This is a genomic window from Agrobacterium sp. SOY23 (genome assembly GCF_027212525.1).
Lineage (GTDB): Bacteria > Pseudomonadota > Alphaproteobacteria > Rhizobiales > Rhizobiaceae > Agrobacterium > Agrobacterium tumefaciens_I.
In genome coordinates, this window is the sequence record NZ_JAPWDT010000001.1 from 819,680 (window position 1) to 835,456 (window position 15,777).

At 57.0% G+C, this 15,777-nt stretch carries 17 protein-coding genes; 8 read left to right on the plus strand and 9 right to left on the minus strand.

Annotation, left to right across the window (positions count from 1 at the left end):
- Window positions 1-61 precede the first annotated feature (61 nt).
- The 7 genes from O3S81_RS04075 to O3S81_RS26560 form a co-directional block, all read right to left on the minus strand.
- Window positions 62-835 carry a S1 family peptidase gene (locus O3S81_RS04075; protein ID WP_269341149.1) on the minus strand — a complete coding sequence of 258 codons (774 nt, stop codon included), beginning with the start codon at window positions 833-835 and terminating at the stop codon, window positions 62-64.
- A gap of 553 nt (window positions 836-1,388) precedes the next feature.
- On the minus strand, window positions 1,389-1,772 hold the full coding sequence (locus O3S81_RS04080; protein ID WP_269341150.1) for a hypothetical protein: 384 nt from the start codon (window positions 1,770-1,772) through the stop codon (window positions 1,389-1,391).
- A 112-nt stretch (window positions 1,773-1,884) separates the two neighbouring features.
- Window positions 1,885-2,385, minus strand: coding sequence for a hypothetical protein (locus O3S81_RS04085; protein ID WP_269341152.1), 501 nt, complete (start codon window positions 2,383-2,385; stop codon window positions 1,885-1,887).
- Between the two features lie 63 nt (window positions 2,386-2,448).
- Window positions 2,449-2,871, minus strand: a complete 423-nt coding sequence (locus O3S81_RS04090) for a hypothetical protein (RefSeq protein WP_269341153.1) — start codon at window positions 2,869-2,871, stop codon at window positions 2,449-2,451.
- A gap of 153 nt (window positions 2,872-3,024) precedes the next feature.
- Window positions 3,025-3,294 carry a hypothetical protein gene (locus O3S81_RS04095; RefSeq protein WP_269341155.1) on the minus strand — a complete coding sequence of 90 codons (270 nt, stop codon included), beginning with the start codon at window positions 3,292-3,294 and terminating at the stop codon, window positions 3,025-3,027.
- Between the two features lie 96 nt (window positions 3,295-3,390).
- The gene (locus O3S81_RS04100; RefSeq protein ID WP_269341156.1) at window positions 3,391-3,663 is read right to left on the minus strand and encodes a hypothetical protein; all 273 of its coding nucleotides are present in this window, start codon (window positions 3,661-3,663) and stop codon (window positions 3,391-3,393) included.
- A gap of 86 nt (window positions 3,664-3,749) precedes the next feature.
- Window positions 3,750-4,046 (minus strand): hypothetical protein, encoded by a 297-nt coding sequence (locus tag O3S81_RS26560; protein WP_331284176.1) that lies wholly within the window; start codon window positions 4,044-4,046, stop codon window positions 3,750-3,752.
- 9 nt (window positions 4,047-4,055) lie between these two features.
- Here O3S81_RS26560 and O3S81_RS04110 point away from each other — a divergent pair, with 9 nt between their 5' ends.
- The 8 genes from O3S81_RS04110 to exoR all read left to right on the plus strand — a co-directional run bounded on the left by O3S81_RS04110 (window position 4,056) and on the right by exoR (window position 14,336).
- Window positions 4,056-4,397, plus strand: coding sequence for an Arc family DNA-binding protein (locus O3S81_RS04110; RefSeq protein ID WP_269341158.1), 342 nt, complete (start codon window positions 4,056-4,058; stop codon window positions 4,395-4,397).
- Entirely contained in the window at window positions 4,397-5,569 is a 1,173-nt protein-coding gene (locus O3S81_RS04115) for a tyrosine-type recombinase/integrase (RefSeq protein ID WP_269341160.1), read from the plus strand. The genes O3S81_RS04110 and O3S81_RS04115 overlap by 1 nt, the downstream gene beginning before the upstream one ends.
- 193 nt (window positions 5,570-5,762) lie before the next feature.
- Window positions 5,763-5,960, plus strand: a complete 198-nt coding sequence (locus O3S81_RS04120; protein ID WP_442864862.1) for a hypothetical protein — start codon at window positions 5,763-5,765, stop codon at window positions 5,958-5,960.
- A gap of 184 nt (window positions 5,961-6,144) precedes the next feature.
- Window positions 6,145-6,816 (plus strand): protein-L-isoaspartate O-methyltransferase family protein, encoded by a 672-nt coding sequence (locus O3S81_RS04125; protein WP_269341162.1) that lies wholly within the window; start codon window positions 6,145-6,147, stop codon window positions 6,814-6,816.
- A gap of 388 nt (window positions 6,817-7,204) precedes the next feature.
- Window positions 7,205-8,173 carry a cell division protein PopZ gene (gene popZ / locus O3S81_RS04130; protein WP_269341164.1) on the plus strand — a complete coding sequence of 323 codons (969 nt, stop codon included), beginning with the start codon at window positions 7,205-7,207 and terminating at the stop codon, window positions 8,171-8,173.
- 218 nt (window positions 8,174-8,391) lie between these two features.
- Window positions 8,392-11,235 carry a valine--tRNA ligase gene (locus O3S81_RS04135; RefSeq protein WP_269341165.1) on the plus strand — a complete coding sequence of 948 codons (2,844 nt, stop codon included), beginning with the start codon at window positions 8,392-8,394 and terminating at the stop codon, window positions 11,233-11,235.
- A gap of 454 nt (window positions 11,236-11,689) precedes the next feature.
- The gene (locus O3S81_RS04140) at window positions 11,690-12,979 is read left to right on the plus strand and encodes an OmpP1/FadL family transporter (RefSeq protein WP_269341166.1); all 1,290 of its coding nucleotides are present in this window, start codon (window positions 11,690-11,692) and stop codon (window positions 12,977-12,979) included.
- A gap of 562 nt (window positions 12,980-13,541) precedes the next feature.
- Window positions 13,542-14,336 carry an exopolysaccharide production regulator ExoR gene (gene exoR, locus O3S81_RS04145; protein WP_003509731.1) on the plus strand — a complete coding sequence of 265 codons (795 nt, stop codon included), beginning with the start codon at window positions 13,542-13,544 and terminating at the stop codon, window positions 14,334-14,336.
- A 58-nt stretch (window positions 14,337-14,394) separates the two neighbouring features.
- On the opposite strand, the gene xth is transcribed toward exoR, so the two are convergent.
- Together xth and erpA are read right to left on the minus strand one after the other, a co-directional pair.
- Window positions 14,395-15,192 carry an exodeoxyribonuclease III gene (gene xth / locus O3S81_RS04150; protein WP_269341168.1) on the minus strand — a complete coding sequence of 266 codons (798 nt, stop codon included), beginning with the start codon at window positions 15,190-15,192 and terminating at the stop codon, window positions 14,395-14,397.
- 96 nt (window positions 15,193-15,288) lie between these two features.
- Window positions 15,289-15,621: an iron-sulfur cluster insertion protein ErpA gene (erpA, locus tag O3S81_RS04155; protein WP_269341169.1), complete on the minus strand. Its 333-nt coding sequence runs from the start codon at window positions 15,619-15,621 to the stop codon at window positions 15,289-15,291.
- Window positions 15,622-15,777 lie beyond the last annotated feature (156 nt).

Below are 15,777 nucleotides of genomic sequence, written 5' to 3' on the forward strand. Positions count from 1 at the left end.
CTGCTTGCACAAAGTTCATGATCACCTCCCGCCGGGAACAAGGTGGGCTTGGTGGCAGCATTTATAATTTGGAAAGTTCTAGGAGCGTTCGCCCGCCGAACAAGGAAGGCTTCCAATCCAGCAGGCCACGAATGTCGTGAGCAAACCCGTACTCCTCGATGCGTACTCGCTTTTCAGTAAACAACCGTCCGTCATCAAGGACCTCCGATATCTCAGACTCGGTAGTCTCTCCTCGGAATGAGCTGACACTTACTCCTACGACTAGGTCATTTCCGTCGCGATAAATGAAAATTGGTGAGCCGCTCATGCCCGGGCTAATGTTGAAACTTAACTCGAAACCGTCCGGATGTCTGCCTATCTTCATGTCCTGCGGCTTCGTAATGCGTTGGATGTAACCTTTATGGGCGCGAAGATTAATGCGAAAATCTTCAGGCTCGCCTCCAAGGGCGGAAAGCGGATAGCCAAAAGTAGCTACATCTTTCCAAACATCGATGTCGAAGGTCTCCAAAGTCAAATGAGTAGAGGTAACTACAGGCACCTTGCCGATAGCGATATCGTGAGGTGCAGGGGCGTTTTCAAAATTGTCGACTAGTACAACACCATTTTTTGTGGTGCCGTCGACTTGAATTTTTACCACCAGACCTACGAGTTGATCGCGGGCTTTTGCCATTGCGGCAGCCTGCTCCAAAACGTGTGATGCAGTAAGGAAAACACCCGAAGAGTTTATGAAGAACGCCGTCCCGACGAGCGAATGCGCAAATATTGAGCTTACCCGATCCTCGAATAGACAAACTGGCACGACGTAAGACTGTAAAAATTCAGGCTGCGTGTTCATAGTCCAAAACCTAACCTCCCATGCCAACCTTAACAGCGGCGGTTCACTAGCTGTGTCAGCCGCCGCTGACCTATCGATAGCAAATTGTGCATCAAGATTCCGGAAGTTCCGCAGCCGTTGGCGGAACTATGGAATACCAATTAAACTGGAAGACGGCTTCTCTGTCTGCATTGAGGTCGGAAGAGAGTATCAAGCCAGTGCCAGGCAATCCTGTTTTCTTGTTTACGACAAGAACAGTGAGGGGTGGTAGGCCGTTTTCGTCGCACCAATACATCAAGTGCCCGAGTTGCCTATCCAAGACGCCTGACCCCTTATAACCTAGGCGATCCGCGATCATCTGATACGTTAATATCTCTCGGCGATGTGCCGCGCCGATTAGAATGAGGTAGATCTGCACCGCTCGGGTTCGTGTTGTAGAATTGGTGGCAAAATAAGAAACTGGCACTGATCAAATCCTGAAATTGTCCTGAGACGGCTAATGATAATGGTCATTCCCGCTAGGTAACCGGTCCCCCATGACCACCACCGAGCAAGAGCGGGAGAGGAAGGCGGACTAGGAGACGGTGGCGGGTTTCGGTAGCAGCGTGTAGGGGGTAGCTTGCCCTTCAGTGATCCCTCGTTCAAATCCAAGCAATGAGAACCATCGGCTAAGGTCAGAACGCGTCCCATAGCTTACGGCGACGACCGGCTTGTTATCGTGGTCGACTTGTATCCGCCTGACGTGTACGCGGCTGAAGCGCACGAATTTTTTGTCGAAGAATTCGGGGACGGCCGCGAAACTTGTAAAGACGCAACCGTCGACTGCCTGCCAGGCAATAATCGCAACAGGTTCGCCTTCATGCGTAAGTGCGTGGGCATCGCCGGCGATCACCCATCCTCGAAACATGTCCTTCACTTTGCGTGGATTGAAGCCAGCGGCGACGTACTCTGCTGTCAATCGCTCCTCGTTATTCCGAAAGACCTTAGCTAGATCGCTGGTTGTTGCCTTCCTGTACTCCAATTCCATCCCCCAAAGTTACCCATGCCAGTACTCAAGAATGCACGGCACTTCACTTCTGCGTCTTCATGCACGCGAGCAGAGAAGCACTCGCCTTAGTTGACCCTCTCGCGGTCAATAGATGCGGTCGATCGCTGATACCATCTTTGATGGCAATTTGCTTCTTGGCAGTGGCGAACGATGCAACGAGAGATTCCGCATTCTCTTTCGTCAGCATAACTTGGGCGGCGGCCAAGTTGTCCCCGACGGCTCCTGTCTCTCCTGTCTGCCCGAGGAGCTTTACTCCATCGATTGCAAACTCAATTTCAGGTGTGAGGCCCTGAAGCCGTGTATCGAATGCGAAGCCCGGTATAGCTCGAAACATAAGTCCTTTCTCGGCAGTGTCACATATTACGATGACGCCCGACCGAAGGGAGCTCATGAAATCGACTGTTACACGCTTACCGCCAGAGAAAGGATCGTCCTCTGTACTCACTGACCATTGCTGAAAACCCGCCATTGCAGGAGCAGTGATCGAAACCAAAAACACTGCTGACAGAACCCATTTGCGCATGCATATCCCTCCAAGCCGCAAGCTTGAATTTTCATCATCACAGGTTGTGCCTGTCAACGGGATTCACTTCGCCATTCGCATATACCGTTGAGCTTGGCTAACAGTCAGCCCACTCTTTTCACGTAGCCATGGACCGAAATGACCGCGAGGCAACGAAGCCTTCATGTTGAGAAGTTCTCGCCCATAGTGGGCTTTCTGCGCCTCTGACAGCCTCGTGTATGGCTTTGTTGAGTGTGGGGCCTGATTGCTTTGCTCACGCCTTGGAGCGATTGCAGCGGGCGATATGAGGCGGCTATGGGCATCCCAGATTTCACGCTGCTTCTCAGGCGTTAGTTTCTTGAATTGCTGTACGCTCAAGCCGAGTCCGAAAGCTGAAAGAGCAATGGCTCGATTGCCCCTATCCTTGATCCTCATAGCGCGCTGAAGCTGGAAAGCGTTCATAGGGCGGAGGGTGCCAATGCCGTCAATCTCGATCTCGGTAATCATGGGAAAACTCCAGGCAAAAAGAAAGGCCGTCACCTCGGAAGGCCGGCCAATCCTTTGCGCCAGTTCATCCGTGGTCGCTGGCCAATTTATAACAGATGATGATAGGTTGCTGCAACAACATCAATTTGTGTGTTGAATTGTGTTGATAAGGTGCTACCGGCCGCCGCCGGAAAGAAGCGCCATCATGTCGCGATGCTGACGCCCGATTTCGGCAATCTCTCTGCGGACTTCGATCATTTCGCAGGTAAAACGGCCGTGCTTATAAGCGCCGTTCTTTTTCCCCTTTGGCGCTCCGGCGCGGGCTCCGTGGAACCGGCACACTGTCTTCCCGCGCTCCGCTGGCGCCTGGCATTGGCACTTTGTCCGCTTCGACATGGCCGAGCACCGCGGCGCGAGCTGGTAAGGATAAATCTTGCTGTCCATGGGATTGTACCCCCTTTTGATTTCCACCCCGCCCCCCGTGGGTGACGTTGCCGACGATGGCTTGGCCTCCGCTGTGAACGTGAACGTGCTCGACAACTACCTTCTGATTGCCGCCATTCCGCCTTCGTCTTTCAGGCAGAGGCGGAGCGCTTGCTTTGCGGCCTCTGCTGACGATGCCGGCTCATTCCATTTGGTGATGGCATCGAGGTGGGGAACATAGGTTTCCTCGGCCACATCGTTCCATTTGTCGTCGGGAACATCGAAGGTGCGGAAATTGAATTCTGCCAGCCCGCGCTTGTAGTTGTGGATCGCTGCCAGCAATGGGTCTGGTGCTTCAGCCGACGCCGTGCTATTCGTTGCCTCGTTCATTTCTTCTTTCCTCATGCAGGGGTGAGTGATTGAGCCATGGTCCGGAGAGGTTGCCGCCTCTGCCGGGCCGTTTGCGTTCTGGGAGGTCATGCAGCCTCCATGAAGAAGTCGATGAGCTTCTTGCGGCTGATTACCCACCGACCATTTACCTTTTTGGCGGGGAGCTCGCCCTTATCCAGCATGTCGAAGGTTGCGCGGGTGGAGCGCCCAATTGCCTTGCCGATCTCTTCGGCACCCCAAAGCAGGTCAAGCGGGCTATGATTAACACTTTCCATAATGTTCCCTTTTGGTTCATAGATGCAACTTGCATCCATTAACCGTAATAGCATCAGCATCCCGTAGGTGCAAGTCGCATCATTGACATTTTTGGGTGCAAGTTGCATCCATACGAAATGAGTGACAAAGAAAAGTACCCGAGTGAACTAGCTGAGCGTTTTCAAATCCGCCTTCCGCCGGGTTTGCGAGATCGTATCAAAGCGACCGCAGAAGCCAATGGACGGAGTATGAACACAGAGATTGTGTCCACGCTCGAAGACGCCTACCCAGACCCAGAGCGATTAGCGCAAGAACTGAGTTTCTTAGATGAGATCGATGAGATCCAAGAGAAGCTGGAAAAGATACGAGCGGCACAGCAACAACTTTTGCTTGATCAGGGGAAAGCGCAGATGAAGGAAACTGAGCGGCTGATCAAAAAGGCGGACAAGCTGCTTGGAGACACAGAGGAAGATGTTTGATGTCAGTCCGCAAGCGTGAATGGACGACGCCGAAGGGTGAAGCGAAGAGCGCTTGGGTGGTCGATTATTTCGACACCGTCGGAAAGCGCCGGCTGAAGACATTCAAGCTGAAGAAGGAGGCGGACCGGTTCGCCGCAACGGCCTCTGTAGAGGTCAGGGAAGGCGTCCACGTCGCTGATAGTGCAAGTGTGACCGTCGAGAAAGCGGGCTCTCTGTGGATAGCCTCTGGCGAAAGCGCAGGTCTTGAGCGCTCATCTATGGATCAGCGCAAAAGCCACCTGAAGCACCACATCAATCCATTGATCGGACAGACGCTGTTGTCACGTCTTACTGTGCCGACCGTGAGAGACTTCGAAGATTTGATGCGCGAAAACGGCCGATCGCCGGCTATGGTCAAAAAGGTTTTGACTTCGCTCGGCTCGATCTTGTCCGACGCGAACGAGCGAGGCCTCGCAACGCGAAATCCAGTGCGGGACATCCGCTCCAGCCGCAAGGGGCGTGATAGGCGCCAGGAGAAGCGCCAGAAGGGCAAGCTCGTGATCGGGGTGGACATTCCCACCAGAGGCGAGATCAAGGCGCTCGTGGCCGCTCTGGATGGGAACTGGAAGCCATTGCTTGTGACTGCCGTCTTTACCGGCATGAGGTCGTCGGAAATTCGGGGCCTTCGCTGGAGGGACGTGAATTTCAAGAAAGCCGAGATCCATGTCAATCAGCGCGCCGACCAGTTCAAGGAAATCGGCCCGACGAAGTCGGAGGCTGGCGTCAGAACTATCCCGGTTCCACCCGTCGTTATCGCGGCGTTGAAAGAGCACAAGCTCCGGCAGCCGCCGGGGTTCGAACTCGTATTCGCCAATCCAGAGGGCGAACCGCGGTCACACGCGAACATCGTGAACAAGGGCCTCAAGCCGGCGATGATTCGATCTGGCGTGACCGTGGGCGAGGGGGATGCCGTCGAGGCGAAATATACAGGCCTCCATGCGCTACGCCACTTCTACGCCTCTTGGCTCATCAACCGGAAGGAAGACGGTGGCTTAGGTCTGCCGGTCAAAATGGTGCAGGAGCGCATGGGCCACTCCTCGATCGTGATGACCATGGACACCTACGGACACCTATTCCCGCGGCTGGATGATGGGACAGAACTAGCACAAGCCGCGAACATTTTGCTCGATTGACTGCAACATGGTTGCGACAAACAGGGAAATTGCGATGGTAAATCAAGAGCGGGTGAAAGCCTGCAAATCCTTGTACCCCGGTTCAATTCCGGGCGAGGCCTCCAAATTTCTCTCACCATCGGCATCATATTTATCTACGCTCCGCAGATGATGCGGGCGCGTGCCGTTTTCGGCCAGAATGCAGGAGGAGAGCGTGGATCAGGATCAGCGAGACAATGCGGGCAACGACAGGAAGCGAAGGCTCTGGCCATGGCTGCTCGTCGGTGTCGTTACTGTTCTGGCGATCTATGCCTATACGACGACGGTCGAGATGATCGAGGACATGGCGCGGCTCTGGAGCGATCTCGTTCAGCTTTTCTGGTGGATCATGCCGGATATTCCCGCCTCCTGACGGCGTATTTCCTGCCGATCGCGAGAAATTTGCATCACCCGCCAGTGCTTTTTGGGATCGCAGCCAATGAGCGCGCTTGAAAGCGCAGCTTCTGGCAATTATGAGATTGTTTTAACGGTCGGCTGCATCTTCCGACTTTGGGCTGGTTCCCAGCCCCTATCCTTGAAATTGAGGCGATAAGGACATGATGGATTTCGAAACCGCACGCGCCAATATGGTCGACAGCCAGTTGCGCACGACCGACGTGACGTCGCATTCGGTGCTGAAGGCGTTTTTGAGCGTGCCGCGCGAGGCTTTCGTGCCGGCGGGCGTGCGGCAGATTGCCTATGTGGACGAGGATCTGCAGATCTGTCCGGTCCGCGACGGCCGCCCGGCCCGTTACGTCATGAAGGCCTCGCCGCTGGCGAAGCTTTTGCAGCTTGTGGCAGTGTCTAAGGAAGATGTGGTGCTGGAAGTCGGCGGTGGTTCCGGTTATGCGGCCGCCATTCTTTCGGAGCTTGCCGGTTCGGTCGTTTCGCTTGAAAGCGACGAGGCGCTGGCAGCGGAAGCGACCGGGACGCTGGCATCGCTCGGATATGACAATGTCGCCGTCGTGACCGGCGATCTCGGCAAGGGTTATGCGGGCGAGGCACCCTACGACCTTATTTTCATCAACGGCTCGGTGGAAGAAGTGCCTGCGGCGCTGACAGATCAGCTGCGCGAAGGCGGTCGTCTGGTCGTCGTCGTTGGCTACGGCAATGCCGCAAAGGCAACCGTCTATCGCCGCGACGGCAACAGCACATCGGCTGCCACCTTCTTCAATGCTTCGGTCAAGCCTTTGCCGGGTTTCGCCAAGGCCGCCGAATTCGTTTTCTGATCGGCAGACGATCATCCGTTTTCAGAGAGCCGGGGTGGATTTTCCGCCCCGGCTTTTTTGTGCCTGACTTATCAGGAGAGTACCGGTTTCCGGGCCGCGCGCACAAAGCTGTGCATCATCATGAAACTTGTCGAATCAGTGATTTAGTTCCGGGTTATGCTGCCCTAGACTAAGGGTGATTCGGGGTGTGCGTATTTCTGCCCCGTATGAGCCTGCAACAGGGATGGCGAAATGCTCAAGCGCTTTGGCCGAACCTGTTTCAGGGCATCGGCCCGGCACCGGCTTCGGTTGTCGCGGAAACGATGTGCGAATTGAACAGGTAAGAGTGCTCCGGCCGATATCCGAGGGATGCGGCAAGGGTGCTCAAGAGTGGAAACCGGGGATTGATATGGCTCAGCCAAGTGTCGCGCGTGAACCGTCCATGGAAGAAATTCTGGCGTCTATTCGCCGGATCATCGAAAGCAACGAAACCGGGCCGGCAGGCGCGTTTTCCGGGCAGTTGCCGCCGGTTTATGACGATGAAGACGGAGCCGCAAGCGAGGCCGCCTTCGTGGCGGAGCCCGTGAGCCCGCCGGCGCGTGTTCCCCCCGCTGCAAATCAGGCTTTTGGCGCCCGTCCGGCGCAGGATTTTTCGCCGGCCTCCGAAAAGCCCGCCGCCGAGCGGCAGGAGAGCCAGGGTGAAAAGACCATGTCGCTTGCCGATGTCGCCGCCCGCGTGCGCGCCGCCGCCGACCGCAACGCCGCCATGGGGCCGCAGGCATTTGCCGCGCAGGCCCAGCGTGGCGCGTCCGAGGCCACACCCGCTTCCTCGAATGTATCGCAGCCTGTCGCACCCTCCACTGAACGGGCGGCACCGCAGCGTCCGACGGATGTTCGCCCGCTCATGGCCGCCGTTGCCAGCGCCAGCGAGCAGCCGGTGCCTTTCGCATCGGAAGACCGTGCCGCTGCGGCCGCCATTGAAAGCGCGCCTCTGGCGGAAAACCGCTTCGATCAGCTGACGCTGCGCGGCGCCATCGAAACGCCGCTGGCCACGGAGCGCTTCGACGTTACGGTGCGGGAGCCTGCCGTGGAGATGCCGGCATTCGATCTGGCCGAGCTGGAAACGAAAGACAGGGCGGATGTCGAGGACGGCCTGTCGCTCAATCTCCTTTCCGCCGCCGCCGGCGCGCAGATCGCCCGTTCCTTCAGCGAGCTGGCGGAGGTTTTCGACGGCGTCGAGCGGCGTTCGATCGAGGATCTGGCTGCCGATATGCTGCGCCCGATGCTGCAGGACTGGCTGGAAGACAATCTTCCGACGCTGGTCGAGCGCCTCGTGCGCGAGGAAATCGAGCGCGTCGCGCGCGGCTCACGCCGTTAAGGCCGGCCCGGGCACGGGCTGTGTTCGCTGATGATGCGACGAAACAGGAGCCGCTCCGGCACAGGAGCGGCTTTTTTGTTGAAGATGAAGGTGTTATGGGGGCATAGTCACCCGTGGGTCCACTCAATGGTTGGCTCGCGGGCGGGTTTCTGTTGACTCTCTCCCGTCCATCCTTATTTAAAAAATCCACACAAGAACTCTAAAATTCAGGTCAGGAAATGCTCGAAAAGACCTACGATTCCGCATCCGTCGAACCGAAGATCGCCAAAGCCTGGGACGAGGCTAATGCTTTTCGTGCCGGCGCCAACGCCAAGCCGGGCGCGGAAACCTTCACCATCGTCATCCCGCCGCCGAATGTGACCGGCTCCCTGCATATGGGCCACGCGCTCAACAACACGTTGCAGGATATTCTGGTCCGCTTCGAGCGCATGCGCGGCAAGGACGTGCTGTGGCAGCCGGGCATGGACCATGCCGGCATCGCCACGCAGATGGTCGTCGAGCGCAAGCTGATGGAACAGCAGCTGCCGGGCCGCCGCGAGATGGGCCGCGAGGCTTTCGTGGAGAAGGTCTGGGAATGGAAGGCTGAATCCGGCGGCCTGATCTTCAACCAGCTGAAACGCCTCGGCGCCTCCTGCGACTGGTCGCGCGAGCGCTTCACCATGGATGAAGGTCTCTCCGAGGCGGTTCTCGAAGTCTTCGTCACGCTCTACAAGCAGAACCTGATCTACAAGGCCAAGCGCCTCGTCAACTGGGACCCCAAGCTGCAGACTGCGATTTCCGACATGGAAGTCGAACAGATCGAGGTGAAGGGCAACCTCTGGCACTTCCGTTATCCGCTGGAAAAGGGCGTCACCTATCAGTATCCGGTCGCTTTCGACGAGGAGGGCAAGCCCACCGAGTTTGAAACGCGCGATTATATCGTCGTTGCCACGACGCGACCCGAAACCATGCTCGGCGATACCGGCGTTGCGGTGAACCCGAAGGATGACCGCTACAAGGGCATCATCGGCAAGCATGTCATCCTGCCGATCGTTGGCCGCAAGATCCCGATCGTTGCCGATGATTATGCAGATCCGACGGCTGGAACCGGTGCGGTCAAGATCACGCCGGCGCATGACTTCAACGATTTCGAAGTCGGCAAGCGCTGCGGCCTGCGCGCCATCAATGTCATGAATATCGATGGCACGATCACCATCAAGGAGAACGAGGATTTCCTCGAAGGCCTCAACCATCCGGCTGCGCTACATGGCGCATGGGATCGTCTCGAAGGGCAGGACCGCTTTACCGCCCGCAAGATCATCGTCGAAATCTTCGAGGAAGCCGGCCTGCTCGACAAGATCGAGCCGCACAAGCATGTGGTGCCGCATGGCGACCGCGGCGGCGTGCCGATCGAGCCGCGCCTGACCGACCAATGGTGGGTGGACAACAAGACGCTGGCCCAGCCGGCAATTGCCTCCGTTCGTGAAGGCCGCACCAATTTCGTGCCGAAGAACTGGGAAAACACCTACTTCCAGTGGATGGAAAACATCCAGCCCTGGTGTATCTCGCGGCAATTGTGGTGGGGACACCAGATTCCGGCATGGTACGGCCCGGACGGTCAGGTCTTCGTTGAAAAGACCGAGGAAGAGGCGCTGCAGGCCGCCATCCAGCATTACATCGCCCATGAAGGCCCGTGGAAGGCCTGGGTGGAAGAGAAGCTCGAAAACTTCGCGCCCGGCGAAATCCTGACCCGCGACGAAGACGTGCTCGACACCTGGTTCTCGTCGGCGCTCTGGCCGTTCTCGACGCTCGGCTGGCCCGAGCAGACGCCGGAACTGGCGCGTTATTATCCGACCAATGTGCTGGTCACCGGTTTCGACATCATCCCGTTCTGGGTGGTGCGGATGATGCAGATGGGCCTGCATTTCATGAAGGACGATGCCGGCAATCCGGTCGAGCCCTTCAGCACGGTCTACATCCACGCGCTGGTTCGCGACAAGAACGGCCAGAAGATGTCGAAGTCCAAGGGCAACGTCATCGATCCCTTGGAACTGATCGACGAATATGGCGCGGATGCGCTGCGTTTCACGCTGGCCATCATGGCGGCGCAGGGCCGCGACGTGAAGCTCGATCCGGCACGTATCGCCGGTTACCGCAACTTCGGCACCAAGCTCTGGAATGCGACACGTTTTGCCGAAATGAACGGCGTGAAGCGCGATCCGCATTTCCTGGCTGAAACCGCCTCGCTCACCATCAACCGCTGGATCCTGACCGAGCTTGCCAATACGGCGCGCGACGTGACGGCGGCGCTTGAGAACTTCCGCTTCAACGATGCTTCCGGCATTCTCTATCGTTTCGTCTGGAACCAGTTCTGCGACTGGTATCTGGAACTGCTGAAGCCCGTCTTCAGCGGCGAAGACGAAAAGGCGAAAACGGAATCGCAGGCCTGCGCGGCTTATGTTCTGGAGGAGATCTACAAGCTCCTGCATCCCTTCATGCCCTTCATGACGGAGGAGCTGTGGGCTCATACGGCCGGTGAGGGAGAAGAGCGGGATAACCTGCTTTGCCTCACCGACTGGCCGGAGCCGGAATTCCGTGACGATGCCGCGGCGGCTGAAATCAACTGGCTGATCGATCTCGTCTCCGGCATCCGCTCTGCGCGCGCCGAGATGAACGTGCCGCCAGGCGCCACCGCCTCGCTGGTTGTCGTCGGCGCCAACACTTCCACCGAAGCGCGGCTTGACCGCCATGCCGCCGCCATCCGGCGTCTGGCGCGTGCGGATGAAATCCGCGCCGCCGATGTTGCGCCGAAGGGTTCCGCGCAGATCATCGTCGGTGAGGCCACCGTCTGCCTGCCACTCGGCAAGCTCATCGATCTGGCGGCTGAGGAAGCCCGTCTCGAAAAGGCGATCGGCAAGGTGGATGCGGAAATGGAACGTATCGACAAGAAGCTGTCGAACGAAAAATTCGTGGCCAATGCCGATCCGGAAGTCGTCGCCGCCGAGCGCGAGCGCAAGGCGGAGCTGGAAGTTCAGCTCGCAAGCCTGAGAACGGCGCTCACACGGGTCAGCGAAGCGGGGTAATACCGCTTAAGGCTTTGCAGAACAAAACGCCCCGTTTGCAACGGGGCGTTTTTTCTTTGGCGTAACAATTCGTCTCGATTGATTGCTGCACTGCAATGGCGAATCATGCGCGCTGAAAGAGCGATTATTTCACGCCATATCCGGCCAAAATCGCTGAAAACAGCCGAAAAAACCAACAAAAACGGCCTGATAAGCGCGTTTCCTCGGGAAACTCGTGAGTGTGGTTATTTGGCGACAATTCCTGTCCCCAGTGGGAATTTGTTTCATTTTGTGTCTGATTGCTTCAATCGGATTAGAAAAATAACCTAAAATGATTATACAAGGGGATCGACATGGAATTCTTACGTAAAAAATGGAGAAGTGTCGCAGAACTGTGCCAGAGTGCGGCAGATTGTCATTTGCCGCGAAGCGCTTCACTCTTTTGACGATCACATTGCCTTGATTGGGGAGAGAGATGGCAAAAACTGCAATTTTTCGCGGCGCGGTATGTTTCGCAGTCAGCATCGCGGCGGTAACGCCCTCACTGGCGGGTGGCCTCGAGCGCGGCGGTTATAATATCGACCTGCTGTTCGATCCGTCCGATTATGTTCTCGACAGTTCCGCCACTTTCGTCGCACCGCAGCGCAAGGTGGAGAATGCGCGGGACAATCCGCTGAAAAGCGGTCCTTTGCCCGCGTCCTGGTCGAACAGCGCAGATGACTCCGAAAATTTCTGGTCGACCCGTATCGGTGCCAAGGCGGCAATCGGTGATTTGGGCGACTGCATGTTCGATTACTCCGAACCGTGGGGCGCACATTTGAAGCCCGGGATCTGGCAGGGATCGAGCTACAACATCGAAACCAAGGTCAAGTCGCACAACTACGCCACGACCTGCCGCGTCAAGTTCGATCTCGGCAAGGGCGATTTTTCGATCATCGGCGGCGGTTTCTATCAGGAACTCAGCGGTTACAAATACCGTCAGGTTCTCGGACCGGGCGTGCTTGGTCTTAATCCCGCATGGTCCAGCTTCAGCGGCGTCGGCAAGCTGGAGATGGAAGGTGATGGCTGGGGCTGGCGCGCCGGCATGGCCTATGAAATCCCTGAAATCGCGTTCCGCGCCAGCCTTGTTTATAACAGCGCTGTTGATCATGACCTGACCGGCTTCGCCGATGTCAGAGCGATCCCACAGACACCGCCGTCCATATCTCCGACGCTTGCAAAATACGGCGGCAAGCTCGTGCCGATCTATGGCTCCGTTTCCATGCCAGACAGCATCGAACTCAAGGTGCAATCCGGCATAGCGCCAGACTGGCTTGCTTTCGGTTCGGTGAAGTGGACCGACTGGAGCCAGATTCAGGTCATTCCTTTCTGCGCGGTCGGCACGTCTCCCTGCGTTCCAAGTGGCGCAGACACGCTGAATACGCTTGACCTGTTCTATCGTGACGGCTGGACGATTTCCGGCGGCGTTGGTCACAAGTTCAACGAACAGTGGAGCGGCGCGGTCAGCCTGACCTGGGATCGTGGCACTTCCACGGTTATCGGTACGCAGACCGACACCTGGACCCTTGGCACACAGGTAGTCTATTCGCCCAACAAGAACATCGAGTTCAAGATTGCAGGCGCACTTGGTCTGCTGACCTCGGGTAAGTCTTCGATCAACGGCGGCCCCTGCGGCGCGGGCTTCACCTGCGGCAACGAGGCAGGCTACGACTTCGGCAATGACCTCGTGGCGGCGATCTCGACCGGCGTGAAGGTCAAGTTCTGATCCAATCCTTTCGCTGATGCTAAAATAAAGGTCCGGTTTACCAACCGGGCCTTTTTTCATGCGCGACTATGATTCCTGCTCGATAAAATTTTCTAGCCGAAAGTTTTGTGACGATTTGGCAACACTTTTCTGCAAGCGTGGGGTCGCGTTGGAATGTGAGCATATCTGTCCATTTCCCGCCACAAACAGGGTGCTTGGCTTATGTTTAGGGACGCGGGAATGGAAGAACATGCAGGCGTTTGATGTGGTGGTGCGCAATGCCGAAAAGTGAAAACGGATTTGGATTCAGGGTTTAAGCAAGTAATACGGGAATTTCGCCCGGCTTTCTTGTTTGGCGCTGACCGGCGGGCGGTGAGTTGCCGTTATATTGCCGGAAATTATGCCTATATCTGTTTAACTGGAAAATTAGGGCAATTGCCACGAAAGACCACCGGTGGTGCGCTGGAAAGTGCTGCCGGAAAGACGCAGTGTGTTCGAAAAATCGCGACCCGGCGGGGTTCGGCTTTGCAGTATTCCGCAAGTATTGGCTATATGCCGGGAAGAGTGAGAGAAGTTCGCTGAAATGCTGAAATGTGAAGCCAACGTTTTAAAGCCGCTCCTTATGGGCATGTTGCTTGCGTCGCTCGCAATGCCTGCTGCGGCTTTTGACATCAATGCGGGCGTGACCAAGGAATCCGGCCCCTTCGACCTGTTCAAGTTCGGCTTCAAGGCCTACAAGAACGGCAACAAGGGTGAAGCCGTTGAGGCCTATCGTTACGCGGCCGAAAAAGGCCATACCGGCTCGCGCTGGGCGCTTGCCAATATGTATGCCTATGGCGATGGCGTCGCCAAGAACGACTTCGAAGCTTTCAAGATCTACAGCGAAATCGCCAATCAGGGCGTGGAGCCCGGTTCGGAAGATACCGGTTTTTTCGTCAACGCACTTCTTTCCCTTGCCGATTATTACCGTCACGGCATTCCCGGCAGCCCGGTGAAAATGGACCTTTCGCAGGCTCGCCAGCTTTATTTCCAGGTGGCTTCCACCTTCGGCGTGGCTGAAGCGCAGTTCCGTCTGGCGGAGATGATCCTGGCCGGCGAGGGTGGCCGCGCCGATGTGCAACAGGCCAAGAAGTGGTTGAACCAGGCCCGTAAGCATGGTCATGCCGGCGCCATGTCGATTTTCGGCAATCTGATCTTCCAGGAAGGCCAGACGACGCAGGGGCTGGCCTTCATGACCGCGGCGCTCGACAAATGCACGGCGGCGGACTGTACCTGGATCCAGAACCTGCAGGAGCAGGCCTTTTCTCTGGCCGGCGAAAATGATCGCCGCGCCGCCATCGCCATGGCGCAGAACATGCAGTTCAACGATCCTGATTGAGAATGGGCCGGATTGAGAATGCCGATCGGGACGGTTTCATCCGCCCGATAGACGCGGGTCAGCCGACCGGGTTGAAATCGAAATAACCGCAGACCGGCACATGGTCGGACGGTTTTTCCCAGGCACGCACATGTTTTTCGATCTCGACTGATTGCAGCCTGTCAGCCGCTTCCGCTGACAGCATCAGATGATCGATGCGGATGCCGTTGTTTTTCGGCCATGCCCCGGCCTGATAGTCCCAGAAGGAATAAAGTCCTGCCGCATCGGTCGTCGCACGCGCGGCATCGGTGAAGCCGAGATTCTCCAGTTTGCGGAAGGCCGTGCGGGTCTTCGGCAGGAACAGGGCGTCACCTTCCCATACGCGGGGGTCGTGGCAATCGAAGGGCTCGGGAATGACATTGTAGTCACCCGCCAGAATCAGCGGCTCTTCCAGCGCAAGGCGGTCTTCGGCAAAGCGCCGCAGCCTTTCCATCCAGGCAAGCTTGTAGGGATATTTCACCGGATCGTCGGGCGGATTGCCGTTCGGCAGGTAAAGCGAGCAGACGCGGATTGCGCCGCCTTCGACGGAAAACACGCCTTCGATGAAACGCGCCTGTTCATCGGCATCATCACCCGGCAGGCCGCGATTGACCTCGTCCGGCTTGACCTTCGAGAGCAGGGCGACGCCGTTGAAGCCTTTCTGGCCATGGGTCTCGACGTGATAACCGAGCGCCTCCAGCTCCAGCCGGGGAAAACCCTCGTCGACCGACTTGATCTCCTGAAGGCAGACGATGTCGGGCGACGAATCCTTCAGCCACTGGCAGAGGTTTTCGATACGCGCCTTAACGCCGTTGATGTTCCAGGTGACAATCTTCATCGGAGTTTCCCTTTTGTGGGGGTACTTTTACCCGATGCAAAAGCGATTGCCACCGTTTTTGGAAAACGGCCCTGTGGATGTGGTGGAAAGATGATGTCAGATCGAGAAGCTCGTACCGCAGCCGCAGCTTGCCACGGCATTCGGGTTCTTGATCTGGAAGGACTGGCCGAGCAGATTGTCGACGAAGTCGATTTCGGAGCCGGCCATATAAACGACGGACAGGCTGTCGATCAGCACCTTGGCATCGCCGCGCGCGATCACGATATCGTCATCGGTGGGGTCTTCGGCCAGATCGAACTTGTAGGAGAAGCCCGAGCAGCCGCCTCCTTCCACGGAGACGCGCAGCGCCTGTTTGCCGGCATCGGCGGCGACGATCTGCGCGATTCGCTTCGCCGCTGCTTCCGAAAGGGTAATGTCGCTGTTTTCCATGTCGTTTCTCCTGCCGGGGTCAAGAACCGGAGAGCAATAATCTCGTTGTCACCATTATAAACCGGTCAAATTAACGGTCTATAGCCTGTTGAAGGCGGTCAACGCGGCGATGATGCTTTGCGCTGACCTCTGCGATAGGTATGAAGGGTGAATGAA

What these genes read in the sequence shown, in the direction of transcription:
- O3S81_RS04075 (WP_269341149.1), bottom strand. Translation starts at nt 835, where the DNA reads ATGAACACGCAGCCTGAATTTTTACAGTCTTACGTCGTGCCAGTTTGT.
- O3S81_RS04085 (WP_269341152.1), bottom strand. Translation starts at nt 2,385, where the DNA reads ATGCGCAAATGGGTTCTGTCAGCAGTGTTTTTGGTTTCGATCACTGCT.
- O3S81_RS04090 (WP_269341153.1), bottom strand. Translation starts at nt 2,871, where the DNA reads ATGATTACCGAGATCGAGATTGACGGCATTGGCACCCTCCGCCCTATG.
- O3S81_RS04095 (WP_269341155.1), bottom strand. Translation starts at nt 3,294, where the DNA reads ATGGACAGCAAGATTTATCCTTACCAGCTCGCGCCGCGGTGCTCGGCC.
- O3S81_RS04100 (WP_269341156.1), bottom strand. Translation starts at nt 3,663, where the DNA reads ATGAACGAGGCAACGAATAGCACGGCGTCGGCTGAAGCACCAGACCCA.
- O3S81_RS26560 (WP_331284176.1), bottom strand. Translation starts at nt 4,046, where the DNA reads ATGCAACTTGCACCCAAAAATGTCAATGATGCGACTTGCACCTACGGG.
- O3S81_RS04110 (WP_269341158.1), top strand. Translation starts at nt 4,056, where the DNA reads ATGAGTGACAAAGAAAAGTACCCGAGTGAACTAGCTGAGCGTTTTCAA.
- O3S81_RS04115 (WP_269341160.1), top strand. Translation starts at nt 4,397, where the DNA reads ATGTCAGTCCGCAAGCGTGAATGGACGACGCCGAAGGGTGAAGCGAAG.
- O3S81_RS04125 (WP_269341162.1), top strand. Translation starts at nt 6,145, where the DNA reads ATGATGGATTTCGAAACCGCACGCGCCAATATGGTCGACAGCCAGTTG.
- popZ (WP_269341164.1), top strand. Translation starts at nt 7,205, where the DNA reads ATGGCTCAGCCAAGTGTCGCGCGTGAACCGTCCATGGAAGAAATTCTG.
- O3S81_RS04135 (WP_269341165.1), top strand. Translation starts at nt 8,392, where the DNA reads ATGCTCGAAAAGACCTACGATTCCGCATCCGTCGAACCGAAGATCGCC.
- O3S81_RS04140 (WP_269341166.1), top strand. Translation starts at nt 11,690, where the DNA reads ATGGCAAAAACTGCAATTTTTCGCGGCGCGGTATGTTTCGCAGTCAGC.
- exoR (WP_003509731.1), top strand. Translation starts at nt 13,542, where the DNA reads ATGCTGAAATGTGAAGCCAACGTTTTAAAGCCGCTCCTTATGGGCATG.
- xth (WP_269341168.1), bottom strand. Translation starts at nt 15,192, where the DNA reads ATGAAGATTGTCACCTGGAACATCAACGGCGTTAAGGCGCGTATCGAA.
- erpA (WP_269341169.1), bottom strand. Translation starts at nt 15,621, where the DNA reads ATGGAAAACAGCGACATTACCCTTTCGGAAGCAGCGGCGAAGCGAATC.